The organism is Streptomyces sp. NPDC044003 (assembly GCF_056435185.1).
Genome location: NZ_JBWKFA010000002.1, coordinates 256,720 through 272,611, shown reverse-complemented (window position 1 = coordinate 272,611; position 15,892 = coordinate 256,720). Strand labels below are relative to the sequence as shown.

Sequence of the window (15,892 nt, the reverse complement as noted above, 5' to 3'; positions counted from 1 at the left end):
CAGGGCTGACGCGCGCGGACACACCGAGGGGCGCGTGTGCCACTTCGGTCACACGGGTCCCTCCCCCGTCACACTTGTCTCCGTTACGCGGGCTTTGCGTCACAGGCGCTCGACAGCCGCTCTCCTCGTGTCGGGAGGGCCGTTGCACCGGGCACAGGCTGATTGATCGCTTGATCGCCATCGCCCGCCCGCAGCGCCCCCGAACGGCACCCCCGCCGCCGCTGCGCGGCGCGCAGGGAGGTACCGGGCATGACGGACAGAAGGCTCTGGTCGTACAAGGACATCGCCGCACACATCCAGGTGCAGCCGGACACGGTCCGCTCCTACCGGAAGCACGGGCTTCTTCCGGCACCGGACCACGTGGAGTCGGGCAAGCCCTACTGGTACGTGGACACGATCCGCGCCTGGGTCGCCGGCCGCCCCGGCAGCCGGGCCCGCCGCGACTGACGCACCGACGGCCGCCCTCCTGGACGCGGACGCCGGGCCCCGGAACACTCCGGGGCCCGGCGTCGTGCCGTGCGGGTTCGGCGGGGCGCCGAACGCTTAGAAGATGGCGTCGTAGATGTTCCAGCCGGCGCCGATCAGGGAGCGGGTCGACGAGGGCATCGGAGCGCTCGTGACCACACCGGAGTACTCCCAGAGCCTGCCGCTCGTGTCACGGGCGAGGACGTCGGGCACACCGCCGCGGTGGAGGTCACCGGTGCCGACGACGGCCGAGTAGACGTTCCAGCCGCCGCCGACCTTGACGCGCGGCTTGAGCGGGCGGGATCCGGCGCTGGTGCCGGGGGCGGCCGATGCGTACGACCACAGCACGCCGGCCTTGTCACGGGCCAGGAGGCCGCTGCCGAAGGACGTGATCGTGTTGTAGCCGTTCCAGCCGGCACCGACCTTGACGCGCGGCTTGAACGGGGCGGTGGAGGACGACGCGTTCCGGTCGTAGTTCCACAGGACGCCGTCCCGGTCACGGGCGAGCAGGCCGCCGTCGTGGGCGGAGAAGGCGGTGTAGATGTTCCAGCCGGCGCCGACCTTCACACGGGGCGCGAAGGGGGCGGCCGGGTTGCCCGTGCCCTTGTAGTACCAGAGGACACCGGCCTTGTCCCGGGCCACCAGGTCGCCGTCGCCGCTGGCCCGCGTGGTGGTGACCGGGAGGATCGAGGTGTAGATGTTCCAGCCGCCGCCGACCTTCGTGCGGGGCGAGAGCAGCCGGCGCACATTGCCCGTGCCCTCGTACCGCCAGAGCACGCCGTCCTTGTCGCGGGCGTGCACGGCGCCGCGGTCGTACGCGTTGGGAACGCCCTCGTAGACGTCGATGCCGACCTTGCCCTCGGAGACGACCGACCCGCTCGCGTCCTTCAGCTCGACGGGGGCGTCGAGGGAGCCGATCCAGGCGAGCTCGGCGGGCAGGTCGATCGTGACGGCGTACTCCAGCGTCGCCGAGGCCTCCACGGCGGGCAGGTCGAGGACGACCCGGGCCGGCTTGTCCTCCTCCTCGAACCGCGTCCCGTTCCAGGCGCACGGCGTGAACGCGCCGCCGCCGACCGAGCACGTGGACACGATCCGGGCCGCGGTCCGGTAGTCGGTCCAGCCGCCGCCCGGCCAGTTGGTGATGGGAAGGGTGACGCGGGCCTTCACCTGACCGGTCACCCCGGCCGGCACCGTGGCCTTGAAGCGCAGCGTCACCGGCCCCTCACCACCGGCCGGAACCGGCAGCCGCGGCCCTACCTGAACGACCGTCCCCAGCTCGGCGGTCGAGGCGGCGGAGGCCGCGGTGACCGGCGCGGGCGCTGCGACGGCGGCGGCGCCCCCCAGCGCCACCGGTGCGATCCCGGCGACGAGTGCCGTCGCCAGAACCAGAGTTGCACGCATGCTTGCCATGGAATTCCCCCCGGAATATCGCTTCAACTCAGCACATTGGTCAGGGTCATGAGCTTCCGTCACTTGCCTGACACCTGTTGGACTCTGTCGGGACGTGAACGGTTGCACGCACGTCCGAGAAAATTCGCTCAGAAGATCAGGTCGTAGATGTTCCAGCCGAGGCCGACCGGGGTGCGGGTCGACGAGGGCACCTGTACGCCGTTCTTGAACACGCTCTGGTAGAGCCAGAGCTTGCCCGTCCGGTCGCGGGCGACGAGGTCCGGCTCCCCGTCCCCGATGACGTCCGGCATGGTGGTGATCGAGGAGTACGCGTTCCAGCCGGCGCCCACCCGTACGCGCGGCTCGTAGATCCGCCTCGGCTCGCCGACGGCGCCGTCGTACTTCCACAGCACGCCGCTCGTGTCGCGGGCGAGGGCGCCCCAGCCGAACCGGCTCAGGGTGGTGTAGATGTTCCAGCCCGCACCTTCCCGCAGGCGGGATTCGACGGCGAAGGGCTCGCTCTCCCGGTTCCAGGCGTGGAACCAGAGGACACCGGCCCTGTCCCGGCCCACGAGCTCTCCCCGGGGGCTCACGGCGAGGGCGGTGTAGATGTTCCAGCCGCCGCCGAGGCGGACCCGGGGCGCGAAGGGGGCGTCGGGGTTGCCGGTGCCCTTGTAGTACCAGAGGACTCCGGCCTTGTCCCGGGCCACGAGGCCACCGCGCCCGCTCGCCGAGGTTCCGCCCAGCGGAACGATCGCGGTGTAGATGTTCCAGCCGGCACCGACCTTCTTGCGCGGCTTGAACGGCCTGTCGACGCGGCCCATGCCCTCGTACCGCCAGAGCACGCCGGCCGTGTCCCGGGCATGGATGGCGCCCATGGACTCGGGGTCCGGCAGGACCCCGGCGACGAAGTCGAGCCCGGCCTCGCCCTGGGCGACGACGGCACCCGCGGAGTCCCGCAGCGTGACGGGCGCGTCGCGCGAGCCGATCCAGCTCTGGTGCGAGGAGGTGTCGATCGTGACCGCGTAGGTGAGCGTGGTCGCCGCCTGGGCCACCGGGAGCCGGAGCCGCACCGAGTACGGGTAGTCGATGCCGTCGACCCACGGGGCGTCCCACCCGCAGGGCGCGAACGCCCCGCCGTTGACCGCGCAGGTGGAGTACAGGGCGGCGGCCAGCCGGAGCGGATTGGGGCCGCCGGCCGGGTAGTTCATGACGGGCAGACCGATGTCCGCGCTCACAGGACCGGTGACCCCGGCCGGCAGCGTGGCCTTGAGCCGCAGCGTCACCGGGCCCTCGCCGCCCGCCGGAACCGTCAGCCGGCCCCCTTCCTGGACGACCGTCCCCACCTCGGTGGCCACCGCGGGGGCCGCGGGGGCGGCCGCGGCCGCTCCCGCGAGCGCCGCCGGGGCGACCCCGGCGAAGAGGGCCGCCGCCAGGACCAGCGCCGTGCGCGTACGTGCCATGCAGAACTCCTCAGAAGATCAGGTCGTAGATGTTCCAGCCGGGCCCGACCGGTGTGCGGGTCGGGCCGGGCACGAGGGCGCCGTTCTTGATGACGCCCTGGTAGAGCCAGAGGTGGCCGGTCCTGTCCCGGGCGACGACGTCCGGGTAGCTGCGGCGGCCCAGGTCGCCGGTGCCGGCGAAGGCCGTGTACGCGTTCCAGCCGGCGCCGACCCGCAGCCGCGCCCGGAAGGGGTAGCCCTCGGGGTCGCCCATGGAGCCGGTCTCGCCGTACTTCCACAGCACGCCGCCGGTGTCGCGGGCCAGGGGTCCGCCGCCGTATCCCGCGAGGGCGTTGTAGACGTTCCAGCCGGCGCCGACCCGGAGCCGCGGGCGGAACGGGGCCGTGGAGGGGCCGAAGTTGCGCTCGTAGTCCCACAGGACACCGTTGCTGTCGCGGGCGACCAGCGTGCCGTTCCCGCGGCCGGCGAACGCCGTGTAGACGTTCCAGCCGGCGCCGACCCTCGTGCGCGGCGCGAACGGGGCGGCCGGGTTGCCGGTCCCCTTGTAGTACCAGAGGACACCGGCCCTGTCGCGGGCGACGAGGTCGCCGGTGCCGTTCGACATCGGGGTGGAGATCGGGACGACCGCGGTGTAGATGTTCCAGCCGCCGCCCACCTTTCTGCGCGGCTTGAACGGCGTCTCGGGCCGGCTCGTGCCCTCGTACCGCCAGAGCACCCCGTTCTTGTCCCGGGCGTGCAGGGCGCCGAGGTGGTTCGGCTCGGAGGTGCCGAGGACGAAGTCGAGTCCGGCCGTGCCCAGGGCGACCACGGCGCCCGTGGCATCGGTGAGTTCCACGGGCGCGTCCAGGGAACCGACCCACGCCTGGTCCGACGAGGTGTCGATCGTGACGGCGTACGTGAGGGTGGGCGCGGCCTCCGTGACGGGCAGCTTGAGCCGTACCGGGTGCGGATAGTCCTCGCCGTCGATCCACGGCGAGTCCCAGGCGCAGGGCGCGAACGCCCCGCCGTTCACCGCGCAGGTGGACGTCAGCGCCCCGGCCAGCCGGAGCGGGCTGGGGCCGGCCGGCGGGAACGCCGTCACCGGGAGGGCGAGTTCGGCCCGCACCGGTCCGGTGACCCCGGCCGGCAGCGTGACGGTGAGCCGCAGCGTCACCGGCCCCTCCGTGCCCGCCGGGACCGTGAGACGGCCGCCCTCCTGGACGACCGTCCCCACCTCGGCGGCCTCGGCCGCCCCGACCGCCGGGGCGGCTGCGGGCGCGGCGGCCGCCGGTCCGCCCAGGGCCTGGGGGGCGATTCCGGCGACGAGCACCGTCGCCAGGACCAGAGCCGTACGCGTGCGTGCCACGAATCTCCCCCAGGGGTGTCTCTCAACCGCGCAGCGAGGTGGTCTCTCTCCACCTCCCGGACACCTCTTCGACATCCGAGGTCGGGGAAAGGTTGTGCCCGTCCGACTCGCTGACGCCGAAGCGGTCGTGGAAGCGGCGCAGCGGGCCGGGGGCCCACCAGGTGAGGCGGCCGGTCAGCTTCATCACGGAGGGGACGAGCAGGCTGCGGACCACCATCGCGTCCATGAGGACGGCGAGCGCGACGCCGAGTCCGAGCATCTTGGTGTTGGTGACGCGGGAGGTGCCGATGGCGACCATGACGACGGCGAGGATCACGGCGGCGGCGGTGATCAGTCCGCCCGTGTGGCGCAGTCCGAAGCGGACGGAGTGCTCGTGGTCGCCGGTGGCGTCGTACTCCTCCTTGATGCGGGAGAGCAGGAACACCCCGTAGTCCATGGAGAGTCCGAAGGCCACGCAGAACATGAGGACGGGCAGGGTGGTCTCGATGTCGCCGGTGGAGGTGAAGCCGAGGAATCCGGCGAGGTGTCCCTCCTGGAAGACCCAGACGACGGCGCCGAACATGGCCGTGAGGCTGAGGGCGTTGAGGAGGACGGCCTGGACCGGGACGACGACGCTGCCGGTGAGCAGGAAGACGAGGAGCAGGGTGACGAGGACGATGATCCCGGCCGCCCAGGGCAGCCGCTCGGCGATGGCGTCCTTGGAGTCGACGAGGACGGCGGCCGGTCCGGTGACGGAGGTCGCGAACGGGGCCTCGGCGGAGCGCAGTTCCCCGACGATCCGCTGGGCGTCGGCGCCGACGGTCTCGCCCTCGGGCACCACGGTGAAGTAGGCGGAGCCGCCGCCGGTGGTGACGGGCCCCTCGGCCCGTCCGACGCCGTCGAGCGCGGCGATCCGCTCGCGGTAGTCGGCGTACTGCGCGGGGGTGGCGGTGCCTTCGGCGAGGACGGTGATGCCGCCGCCCGGGTTCCCGGGGAAGCCGTCCCGCAGCTGGTCCTGGACGACCCGGGAGGAGGCGGTGACGGGGAGCTGGCGGTCGTCGGCGGTGCCGAACTTCACGCCGAGGAAGGGCAGTCCGAGGAGGACGAGCCCGGCGGTGGTGACGATTGCGAAGACGGGCGCCCGCCGCATCACCAGGGCGGCGGCCCGCCCCCACCCGGCCCCGGCGGTGCCGCCCCGGCCCGCGCGGGCGGCGGTGGCGTCCCGGTCCGGGTCGGCGGCCTCGTCCCGGCCGCTGCCCGCGGTGTCCTGCGCGGGCGCGCCGCCGCGCCGGAGCAGGCGCCGGAGGTCGAGGGCGTTGACCCGGTCGCCGAGCAGCACGAGGGCCGCCGGGAGCAGGGTGAGCGCGGCGGTGGCGGCGAGCAGGACGACGGCGATCCCGGCGTACGCGAAGGAGCGCAGGAAGTACTGCGGGAAGACCAGCATCGCGGCGAGCGAGACGGCGACGGTCAGGGCGGAGAAGAGCACAGTCCGTCCGGCCGTGCGCAGGGTCGCGCGGACGGCGGTGTAGGTGTCGGCGCCGGCCGCGAGCTCCTCGCGGTAGCGGCGGACGACGAACAGGGCGTAGTCGATGGCGAGTCCGAGCCCCAGCGCGGTCGTCAGGTTCTGCGCGAAGACGGAGACGTCGGTGAACTCGGTGATGCCGCGCAGGACGGCGTTGGTGCCGAGGATGGCGACGATGCCGACGCCGAGCGGCAGCAGGGCGGCGACGGCGCTGCCGAAGACCATGACGAGCAGGACGAGGGTGAGGGGCAGGGCGATGAGCTCGGCCCTCAGCAGGTCCTCCTGGATGACCGTCTGCATCTCGTGCCGGACGGCGAGCCCGCCGCCGAGGGAGACCTCGACGGGGCCGTGGGTGCCCCGGTACGCGGGGGCGATCCGGTCGAGGACGGCGGCGGCGTCCTTCTCCTCGCCGGCGATCCGGGCGGCGATCACCGCCTGGTGTCCGTCCTCGGAGCGGAGGGCGGGCGCGCCGGTGGACCAGTAGGAGCCGACGCCGTCGACGCCCGGCTCGGCGTCCAGCCGCTCGGCGAGCTTCCGGGCCTCGGCGGCGACGGCGGGGGTGTCGACCCCCGCGTCCCCCGCGTCGACGAGGAGCAGCACGTTCGGCTGGGAGCCCGGGAACTGCCGCCCCAGGGCCTCGGTGGCGTACGTGGACTCGGCGGCCGGGTCCTCCCAGCCGCCGCTGCCCATGCGGTCGGCGACGCCGCCGCCCGCGAGGACGGCGAGGGCGGTGAGCACGAGGGCCACCAGGAGGGTGAGGCGCGGCCTCGCGGTCACGAACCGCGTCCATCCCCCGCCGCTCCCGCCACCGGGAGGTGCTTTCTTGACTTCGGACATGACGCGGTGTCCCCTTCACCGTGGCTCCCGCACGCGCTTCCCGGCAGGTCGCGGGGGCCGCCCATTGCCATAGACTGGCAAACACGAGTGATCACTCGCATTCCCCAAGAATGCGAGCGACCTCTCGTGTTTGTCAAACGTGTTGAGGAGACCTGGGGACAGCCATGTGCGGAGCCATGTCCGAAGAACCGAAGCCGCGCCGTCGTCAGGCCCGCGGCGAGCGCCGCATCGCGCAGCTGCTCCAGGCCGCCGCGAACGTCTTCTGCGCGTACGGGTACACGGCGACCAGCACCAACGCGATCGCCCGGGAGGCGAGCGTCTCGCCCGGCACGCTCTACCAGTACTTCCCGAACAAGGAGGCCATCGCGATCGAGCTCGGCGAGCGCCTCCTGAACGAGATGCGGGAGGCCCACGGCCAGGCGTTCACCCCGGCGAACCTCTCCCTGCCGCTGCCCGAACTCCTGGACGTGGTCGTCGACCCGATGATCGCGTTCAACTGCGAGCACCCCGTCTTCCTCGCCCTGATGCACGGCTCCGAGGTGCCCGGCCGGATCGCCGAGGAGCACGACGCCCTGCACGCCAGCCTGCTGACCTCGGTACGGGACGTGATCGCGCACTACGCGCCCGAGCTGTCGCCCGAGGAGCGCGCCCGGATCGCCGACATGACCTTCGCGATCTTCAAGGGCGGCCTGGGGCTCGTCCTGGCCGCCCCCGAGGGCGCCGAGCGGGACGCGACGATCGCCGAGCTGAAGACCGTCCTCCTCCGCTACCTCTCCCCACTGACCGGGGAGCCGGTCACCACGACGCCGAGCCGCTGAACTTGGGACCGGTCACGCCTCCGACCCACTGAACCCGGGGCCGGTCACCGCGACTCCGACCCGCCGAACCCGGGGCCTGTCACCGCGACTCCCACCCGCCGGCCCCCGAGGCCGGTCACCCCTCCGACCCGCCGACCCGGGGCCGGTCACCACGACTCCGAGCCGCCGACCGACTCCTCGGACCGCACCCTCTCCTCCGCTCCCGCCCGCGCCCGCAGCTTCAGGGCGAGCAGCGGGAAGACGAGGACGGAGAGCATCCCGGCCCCGACGAGCGCCGCCGCCTCACCGGCCGTCAACTCCTTGTCGTCCACGCCGATGGTGGTGATCGCGACGACGAGCGGCAGCGCGGTGGAGCCGTACAGGACGAGCCCGCCCCGGTCCCGGCGGTCGAGGTCGCGCGGGGCGAGGAACCAGATCGGCCCGCCCCGTACGGCCAGGAAGAGCAGCAGGAAGACCGGCAGCAGGAGCAGGGTCCTGCCCCCGTCGAGGAGCGAGTCGAGGTCGAACTCGATGCCGGTGACGACGAAGAAGACCGGGACGAGGAAGCCGAAGCCGACGCCCTCGACCTTCTCCAGGATCTGCGGCCCGGATTCGGGCGCGGCCCCGGTCAGGACGAGCCGGGTGATGAGTCCGGCCGCGAAGGCGCCGAGCAGCACGTCGAGCCCGAGCGCCGTCGACGCCCCGAGCATCACGGCGAGCAGCAGGAAGACGAAGCGGACGGCGAACTGGCCGCTGCTGTGCAGGGTCTTGGCGATGATCTTCGAGAACCACGGCGGGCGGGGCCGCAGCGCCCAGAGGACGGCCCCGGCGGTGAGCGCGGCGAAGACGGCGAGGAGGGCCGTGGATTCGGCGGCGCCCCGCCCGCTGAGCAGCAGCGCCATCGCGATGATCGGGCCGAACTCGCCGACCGCGCCGAAGGCCATGACGACCGAGCCGAACCGCCCGTGGAGGTCGCCGGCGTCCCGCAGCACCGGCAGGACGGTGCCGAGCGCGGTGCTGGTCAGGGCGACACCGATGAAGACGCCCTTGGTGTAGCCGCCGCCGAGCAGGACGCCGGTGCCGAGCCCGAGAGCAAGGGCGATCACCCAGGCCCATACGGAGCGCCTGAGGGTGTCGCCGCGGACCTTGCCGAACTCGATCTCGTACCCGGCGAGGAAGATCAGCATGGCGAGGCCGAGCTGCGAGAGCCCGTCGATCAGCGCGTCGGTGTGCGCCCAGTCCAGGACGTCGGGACCGACGAGGATGCCGAGCAGGATCTCGAAGATGACGAGGGGGACGGGGATCCTGCGCCCCACCCAGTAGGCGAGCAGCGGCGCCAGGACGGCGATCGCCATGATCAGGATGAGCGTGGTCCCCGAATGCGACATATCGGGTATTTACCATAGGCCCTGACGGGATGCCGGGCCGCACCACGACCGGGGGCGACTGGATTTATACCCCCCAGGGGTATAGTCTCGTGACCGTAAGACCCTGAATCCCCAGGAGGAGAGCGCCATGTCCGCAGAGACGAAGACCGAACTCACCACCGTCTACCAGGTCAAGGGCATGACCTGCGGCCACTGCGAGGGCGCTGTCTCCAGCGAGATCTCGGCGATCGCCGGCGTCTCCTCGGTCACGGCCGTCGCCAAGACCGGCGAGGTCACCGTCGTCTCCGACGCCCCCCTCGACCACGCGGCCGTCGCCGCCGCCGTGGACGAGGCCGGCTACGAGCTGGCCTGACCCCTCCCCGAACAGACGTCGCAGGGCCGTACCGTTACCTGGTACGGCCCTGCTCCCCTTTGGAACCGCACATGCCAAGCACCACCGTCACCGAGCTGACGATCGGCGGGATGACCTGCGCCTCCTGCGCCGCCCGGATCGAGAAGAAGCTCAACCGGATGGACGGCGTCACCGCCACGGTCAACTACGCCACGGAGAAGGCGCACGTCGAACACGCGCCGGACGTCGCCGTCGACGAGCTGATCGCCACCGTCGTGAAGACCGGCTACACCGCCGACGTCCCCCTTCCGCCGGTGGAGGAGCAGGAGGAGGAGCCGGCGGACCCCGAGCTCGCCTCCCTCCGACAGCGGCTCACCGTCTCCGCACTCCTCTCGGCGCCCGTGGTCCTGCTCGCCATGGTCCCCTCGCTCCAGTTCGACAACTGGCAGTGGCTCTCGCTCACCCTCGCCTCCCCCGTCGTCGTCTGGGGCGGGCTGCCCTTCCACCGGGCCGCCTGGACCAACCTCCGGCACGGCGCCGCCACCATGGACACCCTCGTCTCGGTCGGCACCCTCGCCGCCTACATCTGGTCCCTGTGGGCCCTCTTCCTCGGCGACGCCGGCATGCCCGGCATGCGGCACGGCTTCGACCTCACCGCGGACCGCGCCCACGCCTCCTCCTCGATCTACCTGGAGGTCGCCGCCGGCGTCGTCACCTTCATCCTCCTCGGCCGCTACCTGGAGGCCCGCGCCAAGCGGAAGGCGGGCGCCGCGCTGCGGGCCCTGATGGAGCTCGGCGCCAAGGACGTGGCCGTACTCAAGGACGGCAGGGAGGTACGGATCCCGGTCGGCGAGCTGCGGACCGGCGACCTCTTCGTCGTACGCCCCGGGGAGAAGATCGCCACCGACGGCACCGTCACCGACGGCGCCTCCGCCGTCGACGCCTCCCTGCTCACCGGCGAGTCGCTGCCCCTGGACGTCACCCCCGGCTCCGCCGTCACCGGCGGCTGCGTCAACGTCTCGGGCCGTCTCGTCGTCGAGGCCACCCGTGTCGGCGCCGACACCCAGCTCGCCCGGATCGCGAAGCTCGTCGAGGACGCCCAGAGCGGCAAGGCCGAGGTGCAGCGGCTGGCCGACCGGATCTCCGCCGTCTTCGTCCCGGTGGTGCTCCTGATCGCCCTCGGCACCCTCGTCACCTGGCTCCTCGTGACGGACGACGTCACCGCCTCCTTCACGGCCGCCGTCGCCGTCCTGATCATCGCCTGCCCCTGCGCCCTCGGCCTGGCCACCCCGACCGCCCTCATGGTCGGCACCGGCCGCGGCGCCCAGCTCGGCATCCTCATCAAGGGCCCCGAGGTGCTGGAGTCCACCCGCCGCGTCGACACGGTCGTCCTCGACAAGACGGGCACCGTCACCACCGGCCGCATGCGGCTGACCGGCGTCCATGTGCACGGCGGGCGGTACGGCACCGACTCCGCCGACGAGACCGAACTGCTGCGGCTGGCGGGCGCCCTGGAGCACTCCTCCGAGCACCCGGTCGCCCGCGCGATCGCCGCCGGCGCCGCCGAGCGCTGCGGGGAGCTCCCCACCCCGAAGACCTTCGAGAACGTTCCCGGCCTCGGTGTGCGCGGCTCCGTCGACGGCCGGCTCGTCCTCGTCGGACGCGCCGCCCTGCTCGAGGCCGAGGGTGTCGAGGCGCCCGCCACGACGGAGCCCGGCGCGGTCCACGTCGCCTGGGACGGGGTGGCCCGGGGCACCCTGACCGTCGCCGACACCGTCAAGGACACCAGCGCCGAGGCCGTCGCCCGGCTGCGCGCCCTGGGGCTGCGGCCGGTGCTGCTCACCGGCGACCACCGGGCGGTGGCGGAGGCCGTGGCGGCCGAGGTGGGCATCGGCGAGGTGATCGCGGAGGTGCTGCCCGAGGAGAAGGCCGAGGTGGTCCGGCGGCTGCGGGCCGAGGGCCGTACGGTCGCGATGGTGGGCGACGGGGTGAACGACGCCGCCGCGCTCGCGACGGCCGACCTCGGGCTCGCGATGGGGACGGGCACCGACGCGGCCATCGAGGCGAGCGACCTGACCCTGGTCCGGGGCGACCTGCGGGTCGCGGCGGACGCCATCCGGCTGGCCCGGCGGACCCTGGCGACGATCCGGGGAAACCTCGGCTGGGCCTTCGGCTACAACGTCGCCGCGCTCCCCCTCGCGGCGGCCGGATTCCTCAACCCGATGATCGCGGGCCTGGCCATGGCCTTTTCGTCCGTCTTCGTCGTATCCAACAGCCTTCGTCTGCGTCGGTTCACGTGAATTCACCCACGTGTGACGCACAGGACCTTCACAAAGAGATCTAGATCACAGATATTGGGGGGTAACCATCTGGGCTGTTCGCGAGTCTAAGTGGGCGATGCCAAGAACGTCTTGGGGGACGTTCATGGGATGTCTTGGGGGACGTCCCAGGCAAGCGCGGCCGGGGCACGTGCATCGGGGAGCTTTGAGCGGCCCTCCCGTACGTGCCCCCGGCAGACCGCGCGTCAGACGCCCGGCCAGGATCCCGTGGGGGGAATCCGCACCGGGACATGGAAAGCGCCCCGCTCGCCGACCCGTGGGGGGATCGGTGGCGGGGCGCTTTTCGCTTACGTGACCGAGAGGCGGCTGAGGTCAGCGGGCCTCGACCGGGACGAAGTCGCGGAGGACCTCACCCGTGTAGATCTGGCGCGGGCGGCCGATGCGGGAACCCGGCTCCTTGATCATCTCGTGCCACTGGGCGATCCAGCCCGGAAGGCGGCCGAGGGCGAAGAGGACCGTGAACATCTCGGTCGGGAAGCCCATGGCGCGGTAGATCAGACCCGTGTAGAAGTCCACGTTCGGGTAGAGGTTGCGCGAGACGAAGTACTCGTCGGAGAGCGCGTGCTCCTCCAGCTTGAGCGCGATGTCGAGCAGCTCGTCGGACTTGCCGAGGGCCGAGAGGACATCGTGCGCCGCCGCCTTGATGATCTTGGCGCGCGGGTCGAAGGACTTGTACACCCGGTGGCCGAAGCCCATCAGGCGGACGCCGTCCTCCTTGTTCTTCACCTTGCGGATGAAGGAGTCGACATCGCCGCCGTTGGCCTGGATGCCCTCCAGCATCTCCAGGACCGACTGGTTGGCGCCACCGTGCAGGGGGCCCCACAGGGCCGAGATGCCGGCGGAGATCGAGGCGAACATGTTCGCCTGCGAGGAGCCGACCAGACGCACGGTGGAGGTCGAACAGTTCTGCTCGTGGTCCGCGTGCAGGATCAGCAGCTTGTCGAGCGCGGAGACGACGACCGGGTCCAGGTCGTACTCCTGCGCCGGGACCGAGAAGGTCATGCGCAGGAAGTTCTCGACGTACCCGAGGTCGTTGCGCGGGTAGACGAACGGGTGACCGATCGACTTCTTGTACGCGTACGCCGCGATCGTCGGCAGCTTGGCGAGCAGCCGGATCGTGGAGAGGTGACGCTGCTGCTCGTCGAACGGGTTGTGGCTGTCCTGGTAGAAGGTGGACAGCGCGGAGACCACCGAGGACAGCATCGCCATCGGGTGGGCGTCCCGCGGGAAGCCGCGGAAGAAGTTCTTGACGTCCTCGTGGACCAGGGTGTGCTGCGTGATCTCGTTCTTGAAGGTCGACAGCTCGTCGACCTTCGGCAGCTCGCCGTTGATCAGCAGGTACGCCACCTCAAGGAAGGTGGAGCGCTCGGCCAGCTGCTCGATGGGGTAGCCGCGGTACCGCAGAATGCCCTGCTCACCGTCGAGGTAGGTGATGGCGGATTTATAGGCGGCGGTGTTGCCGTATCCGCTGTCAAGGGTGACCAGCCCGGTCTGGGCTCGGAGTTTGCCGATGTCGAAGCCCTTGTCGCCGACGGTGCTCTCGACCACCGGGTAGGTGTATTCACCGTCCGCGTACCGCAGTACTACAGAGTTGTCGCTCACGTCATCCCTCACCGACGTAGTGCCTCTTCTTCGAGGTGCCCTGACTGTCTCTACCATCCCCCATTTGGCTCAGGAGAGTGCACTCGGGGTCGCTCATTGGGCCATTCGGCGGCACTCAGTGCCGCCAACCTTCATATCCTGCCCCCTTCGCCCCGGTTCCGGTAGTCCCCGTGATCTTTCACACGAGGGCGTCCCCTGTGAGCCGATGGGCGAGTGCGGTAAAGCGCCTGCCCGCCGAGACCGTACGGACCGCCTGGGCGATCGCCCGGCGGGATCCGACCAGGACGACCAGCTTCCGGGCCCGGGTCACGGCCGTGTAGAGCAGGTTCCGCTGAAGCATCATCCAGGCGCTCATGGTGACCGGGATCACCACCGCCGGATACTCGCTGCCCTGCGAGCGGTGGATGGTGACCGCGTACGCGTGGGCGAGTTCGTCCAGCTCGTCGAAGTCGTACGGCACCTCCTCGTCCTCGTCCGTCCGCACGGTCAGCCGCTGCTCGACGGTGTCCAGCGCCGTGACGACGCCGACCGTACCGTTGAAGACCCCGTTGGCCCCCTTCTCATAGTTGTTCCGAATCTGGGTCACCTTGTCGCCCACCCGGAAGACCCGACCGCCGAACCGCTTCTCCGGCAGGTCCGGGCGGGCCGGGGTGATCGCCTGCTGGAGCAGACCGTTCAGCGAGCCCGCGCCCGCCGGGCCCCGGTGCATCGGGGCGAGAACCTGGACGTCCCGGCGCGGGTCGAGACCGAACTTGGCCGGAATCCGCCGGGCCGCGACGTCCACGGCGACCCGGGCGGCGTCCTCGGTCTCCTCCTCGACGAAGAGGAAGAAGTCGGGGAGGCCCTGGGTGAGGGGCGGCGTGCCGGCGTTGATGCGGTGCGCGTTGGTGACGACCCCGGACTGCTGGGCCTGCCGGAAGATCCGGGTCAGGCGCACGGACGGTACGGGGCTGCCGGGGGCGAGCAGATCGCCGAGGACCTCGCCCGCGCCGACCGACGGCAGCTGGTCGACGTCCCCCACGAGCAGCAGATGGGCACCCGGTGCCACCGCCTTGACCAGCTTGTTCGCCAGCAGCAGGTCGAGCATGGAGGCCTCGTCGACGACGATCAGGTCCGCGTCGAGGGGCCGGTCCCGGTCGTACGCTGCGTCCCCGCCCGGCTTCAGCTCAAGCAGCCGGTGCACGGTGGAGGCCTCGGCGCCGGTCAGCTCGGCGAGCCGCTTGGCGGCCCGCCCGGTGGGGGCGGCGAGCACGACCTTCGCCTTCTTGGCCCGGGCCAGCTCCACGATCGAGCGGACCGTGAAGGACTTGCCGCAGCCGGGGCCGCCGGTGAGCACGGCGACCTTCCGGGTGAGGGCGAGCCGCACGGCCTCCTCCTGCTCGGGCGCGAGGGAGGCCCCCGTACGGTCCGCGAGCCAGGCCAGGGCCTTGTCCCAGGCCACGTCCCGGAAGGCCGGCATCCGGTCCTCCTCGGTCCGCAGGAGCCGCCGCAGCTGCCCGGCGAGGGAGAGCTCGGCCCGGTGGAAGGGGATCAGGTAGACGGCGGTGACGGGCACCCCTTCGGGCCCGGGCACGGTCTCCCGTACGACCCCCTCGGGATCGAGGGCGAGCTCACCGAGACACTCGATGACGAGCCCGGTGTCGACCTGGAGGAGCTTCACGGCATCGGAGATGAGCCGCTCCTCGGGCAGGAAACAGTGCCCCTGGTCGCTGGACTGCGACAGCGCGTACTGCAGACCGGCCTTCACCCGGTCGGGGCTGTCGTGCGGGATGCCGACGGACTGGGCGATCCTGTCGGCGGTGAGGAAGCCGATGCCCCAGACGTCGGCGGCGAGCCGATAGGGCTGGTTGCGCACGACGGAGATCGAGGCGTCCCCGTACTTCTTGTAGATCCGCACGGCGATGGACGTCGAGACCCCGACCCCCTGGAGGAAGACCATCACCTCCTTGATCGCCTTCTGCTCCTCCCAGGCGGCGGTGATGTTCTTGGTCCGCTTGGGCCCGAGGCCCGGCACCTCGATGAGCCGCGCGGGCGCCTCTTCGAGGATGTCGAGGGTGTCGAGCCCGAAGTGCTGCGTGATGCGGTCGGCGAAGACGGGCCCGATGCCCTTGACGAGCCCGGACCCGAGATAGCGCCGGATGCCCTGGATGGTGGCGGGCAGCACGGTCGTGTAGTTGTCGACGGTGAACTGCTTGCCGTACTGCGGGTGGGAGCCCCAACGCCCCTCCATCCGCAGCGACTCCCCCGGCTGCGCACCGAGCAGCGCCCCCACCACCGTGAGGAGATCCCCGGCACCCCGCCCGGTGTCGACCCGGGCGACCGTGTACCCGGTCTCCTCGTTGGCATAGGTGATCCGCTCCAGAACCCCTTCGAGCACTGCGGGACCGCGACCCTCGTTGGACATGCACCGACCGTAGCGAAGGGCTCGGACAGCG

At 71.6% G+C, this 15,892-nt stretch carries 11 protein-coding genes; 4 read left to right on the top strand and 7 right to left on the bottom strand.

Annotated elements, in window-relative coordinates; genetic code table 11:
* Positions 1 to 249: 249 nt before the first annotated feature.
* On the top strand, positions 250 to 447 hold the full coding sequence (locus AC07AW_RS07900) for a helix-turn-helix transcriptional regulator (RefSeq protein ID WP_478814603.1): 198 nt from the start codon (positions 250 to 252) through the stop codon (positions 445 to 447).
* Between the two features lie 96 nt (positions 448 to 543).
* On the opposite strand, the gene AC07AW_RS07895 is transcribed toward AC07AW_RS07900, so the two are convergent.
* The 4 genes from AC07AW_RS07895 to AC07AW_RS07880 all read right to left on the bottom strand — a co-directional run bounded on the left by AC07AW_RS07895 (position 544) and on the right by AC07AW_RS07880 (position 7,000).
* Entirely contained in the window at positions 544 to 1,866 is a 1,323-nt protein-coding gene (locus tag AC07AW_RS07895) for a hypothetical protein (protein WP_478814602.1), read from the bottom strand.
* A 137-nt stretch (positions 1,867 to 2,003) separates the two neighbouring features.
* Positions 2,004 to 3,317, bottom strand: a complete 1,314-nt coding sequence (locus AC07AW_RS07890; protein ID WP_478814601.1) for a hypothetical protein — start codon at positions 3,315 to 3,317, stop codon at positions 2,004 to 2,006.
* 10 nt (positions 3,318 to 3,327) lie between these two features.
* The gene (locus AC07AW_RS07885) at positions 3,328 to 4,662 is read right to left on the bottom strand and encodes a hypothetical protein (RefSeq protein ID WP_478814600.1); all 1,335 of its coding nucleotides are present in this window, start codon (positions 4,660 to 4,662) and stop codon (positions 3,328 to 3,330) included.
* Positions 4,663 to 4,684: 22 nt separating this feature from the next.
* Positions 4,685 to 7,000 (bottom strand): MMPL family transporter, encoded by a 2,316-nt coding sequence (locus tag AC07AW_RS07880; RefSeq protein WP_478814599.1) that lies wholly within the window; start codon positions 6,998 to 7,000, stop codon positions 4,685 to 4,687.
* Positions 7,001 to 7,176: 176 nt separating this feature from the next.
* Between AC07AW_RS07880 and AC07AW_RS07875 the strand changes: the two genes are divergently transcribed.
* Positions 7,177 to 7,818, top strand: a complete 642-nt coding sequence (locus AC07AW_RS07875) for a TetR/AcrR family transcriptional regulator (RefSeq protein WP_478814598.1) — start codon at positions 7,177 to 7,179, stop codon at positions 7,816 to 7,818.
* A gap of 146 nt (positions 7,819 to 7,964) precedes the next feature.
* Here AC07AW_RS07875 and AC07AW_RS07870 read toward each other — a convergent pair whose 3' ends face one another.
* Positions 7,965 to 9,185, bottom strand: coding sequence for a cation:proton antiporter (locus AC07AW_RS07870; RefSeq protein ID WP_478814597.1), 1,221 nt, complete (start codon positions 9,183 to 9,185; stop codon positions 7,965 to 7,967).
* Positions 9,186 to 9,312: 127 nt separating this feature from the next.
* Between AC07AW_RS07870 and AC07AW_RS07865 the strand changes: the two genes are divergently transcribed.
* Together AC07AW_RS07865 and AC07AW_RS07860 are read left to right on the top strand one after the other, a co-directional pair.
* Positions 9,313 to 9,537, top strand: a complete 225-nt coding sequence (locus AC07AW_RS07865; RefSeq protein WP_478814596.1) for a heavy-metal-associated domain-containing protein — start codon at positions 9,313 to 9,315, stop codon at positions 9,535 to 9,537.
* Between the two features lie 71 nt (positions 9,538 to 9,608).
* Positions 9,609 to 11,816, top strand: coding sequence for a heavy metal translocating P-type ATPase (locus AC07AW_RS07860; RefSeq protein WP_478814595.1), 2,208 nt, complete (start codon positions 9,609 to 9,611; stop codon positions 11,814 to 11,816).
* A gap of 351 nt (positions 11,817 to 12,167) precedes the next feature.
* Here AC07AW_RS07860 and AC07AW_RS07855 read toward each other — a convergent pair whose 3' ends face one another.
* Both AC07AW_RS07855 and recD2 read right to left on the bottom strand, forming a co-directional pair.
* Positions 12,168 to 13,457 (bottom strand): citrate synthase, encoded by a 1,290-nt coding sequence (locus AC07AW_RS07855; protein ID WP_030685223.1) that lies wholly within the window; start codon positions 13,455 to 13,457, stop codon positions 12,168 to 12,170.
* Positions 13,458 to 13,635: 178 nt separating this feature from the next.
* Positions 13,636 to 15,861 carry an SF1B family DNA helicase RecD2 gene (gene recD2, locus AC07AW_RS07850; RefSeq protein ID WP_478814594.1) on the bottom strand — a complete coding sequence of 742 codons (2,226 nt, stop codon included), beginning with the start codon at positions 15,859 to 15,861 and terminating at the stop codon, positions 13,636 to 13,638.
* Between the last annotated feature and the right edge of the window lie 31 nt (positions 15,862 to 15,892).

What these genes read in the sequence shown, in the direction of transcription:
- AC07AW_RS07860 (WP_478814595.1), top strand. Translation starts at nt 9,609, where the DNA reads ATGCCAAGCACCACCGTCACCGAGCTGACGATCGGCGGGATGACCTGC.
- recD2 (WP_478814594.1), bottom strand. Translation starts at nt 15,861, where the DNA reads ATGTCCAACGAGGGTCGCGGTCCCGCAGTGCTCGAAGGGGTTCTGGAG.
- AC07AW_RS07895 (WP_478814602.1), bottom strand. Translation starts at nt 1,866, where the DNA reads ATGCGTGCAACTCTGGTTCTGGCGACGGCACTCGTCGCCGGGATCGCA.
- AC07AW_RS07865 (WP_478814596.1), top strand. Translation starts at nt 9,313, where the DNA reads ATGTCCGCAGAGACGAAGACCGAACTCACCACCGTCTACCAGGTCAAG.
- AC07AW_RS07890 (WP_478814601.1), bottom strand. Translation starts at nt 3,317, where the DNA reads ATGGCACGTACGCGCACGGCGCTGGTCCTGGCGGCGGCCCTCTTCGCC.
- AC07AW_RS07880 (WP_478814599.1), bottom strand. Translation starts at nt 7,000, where the DNA reads ATGTCCGAAGTCAAGAAAGCACCTCCCGGTGGCGGGAGCGGCGGGGGA.
- AC07AW_RS07870 (WP_478814597.1), bottom strand. Translation starts at nt 9,185, where the DNA reads ATGTCGCATTCGGGGACCACGCTCATCCTGATCATGGCGATCGCCGTC.
- AC07AW_RS07875 (WP_478814598.1), top strand. Translation starts at nt 7,177, where the DNA reads ATGTCCGAAGAACCGAAGCCGCGCCGTCGTCAGGCCCGCGGCGAGCGC.
- AC07AW_RS07900 (WP_478814603.1), top strand. Translation starts at nt 250, where the DNA reads ATGACGGACAGAAGGCTCTGGTCGTACAAGGACATCGCCGCACACATC.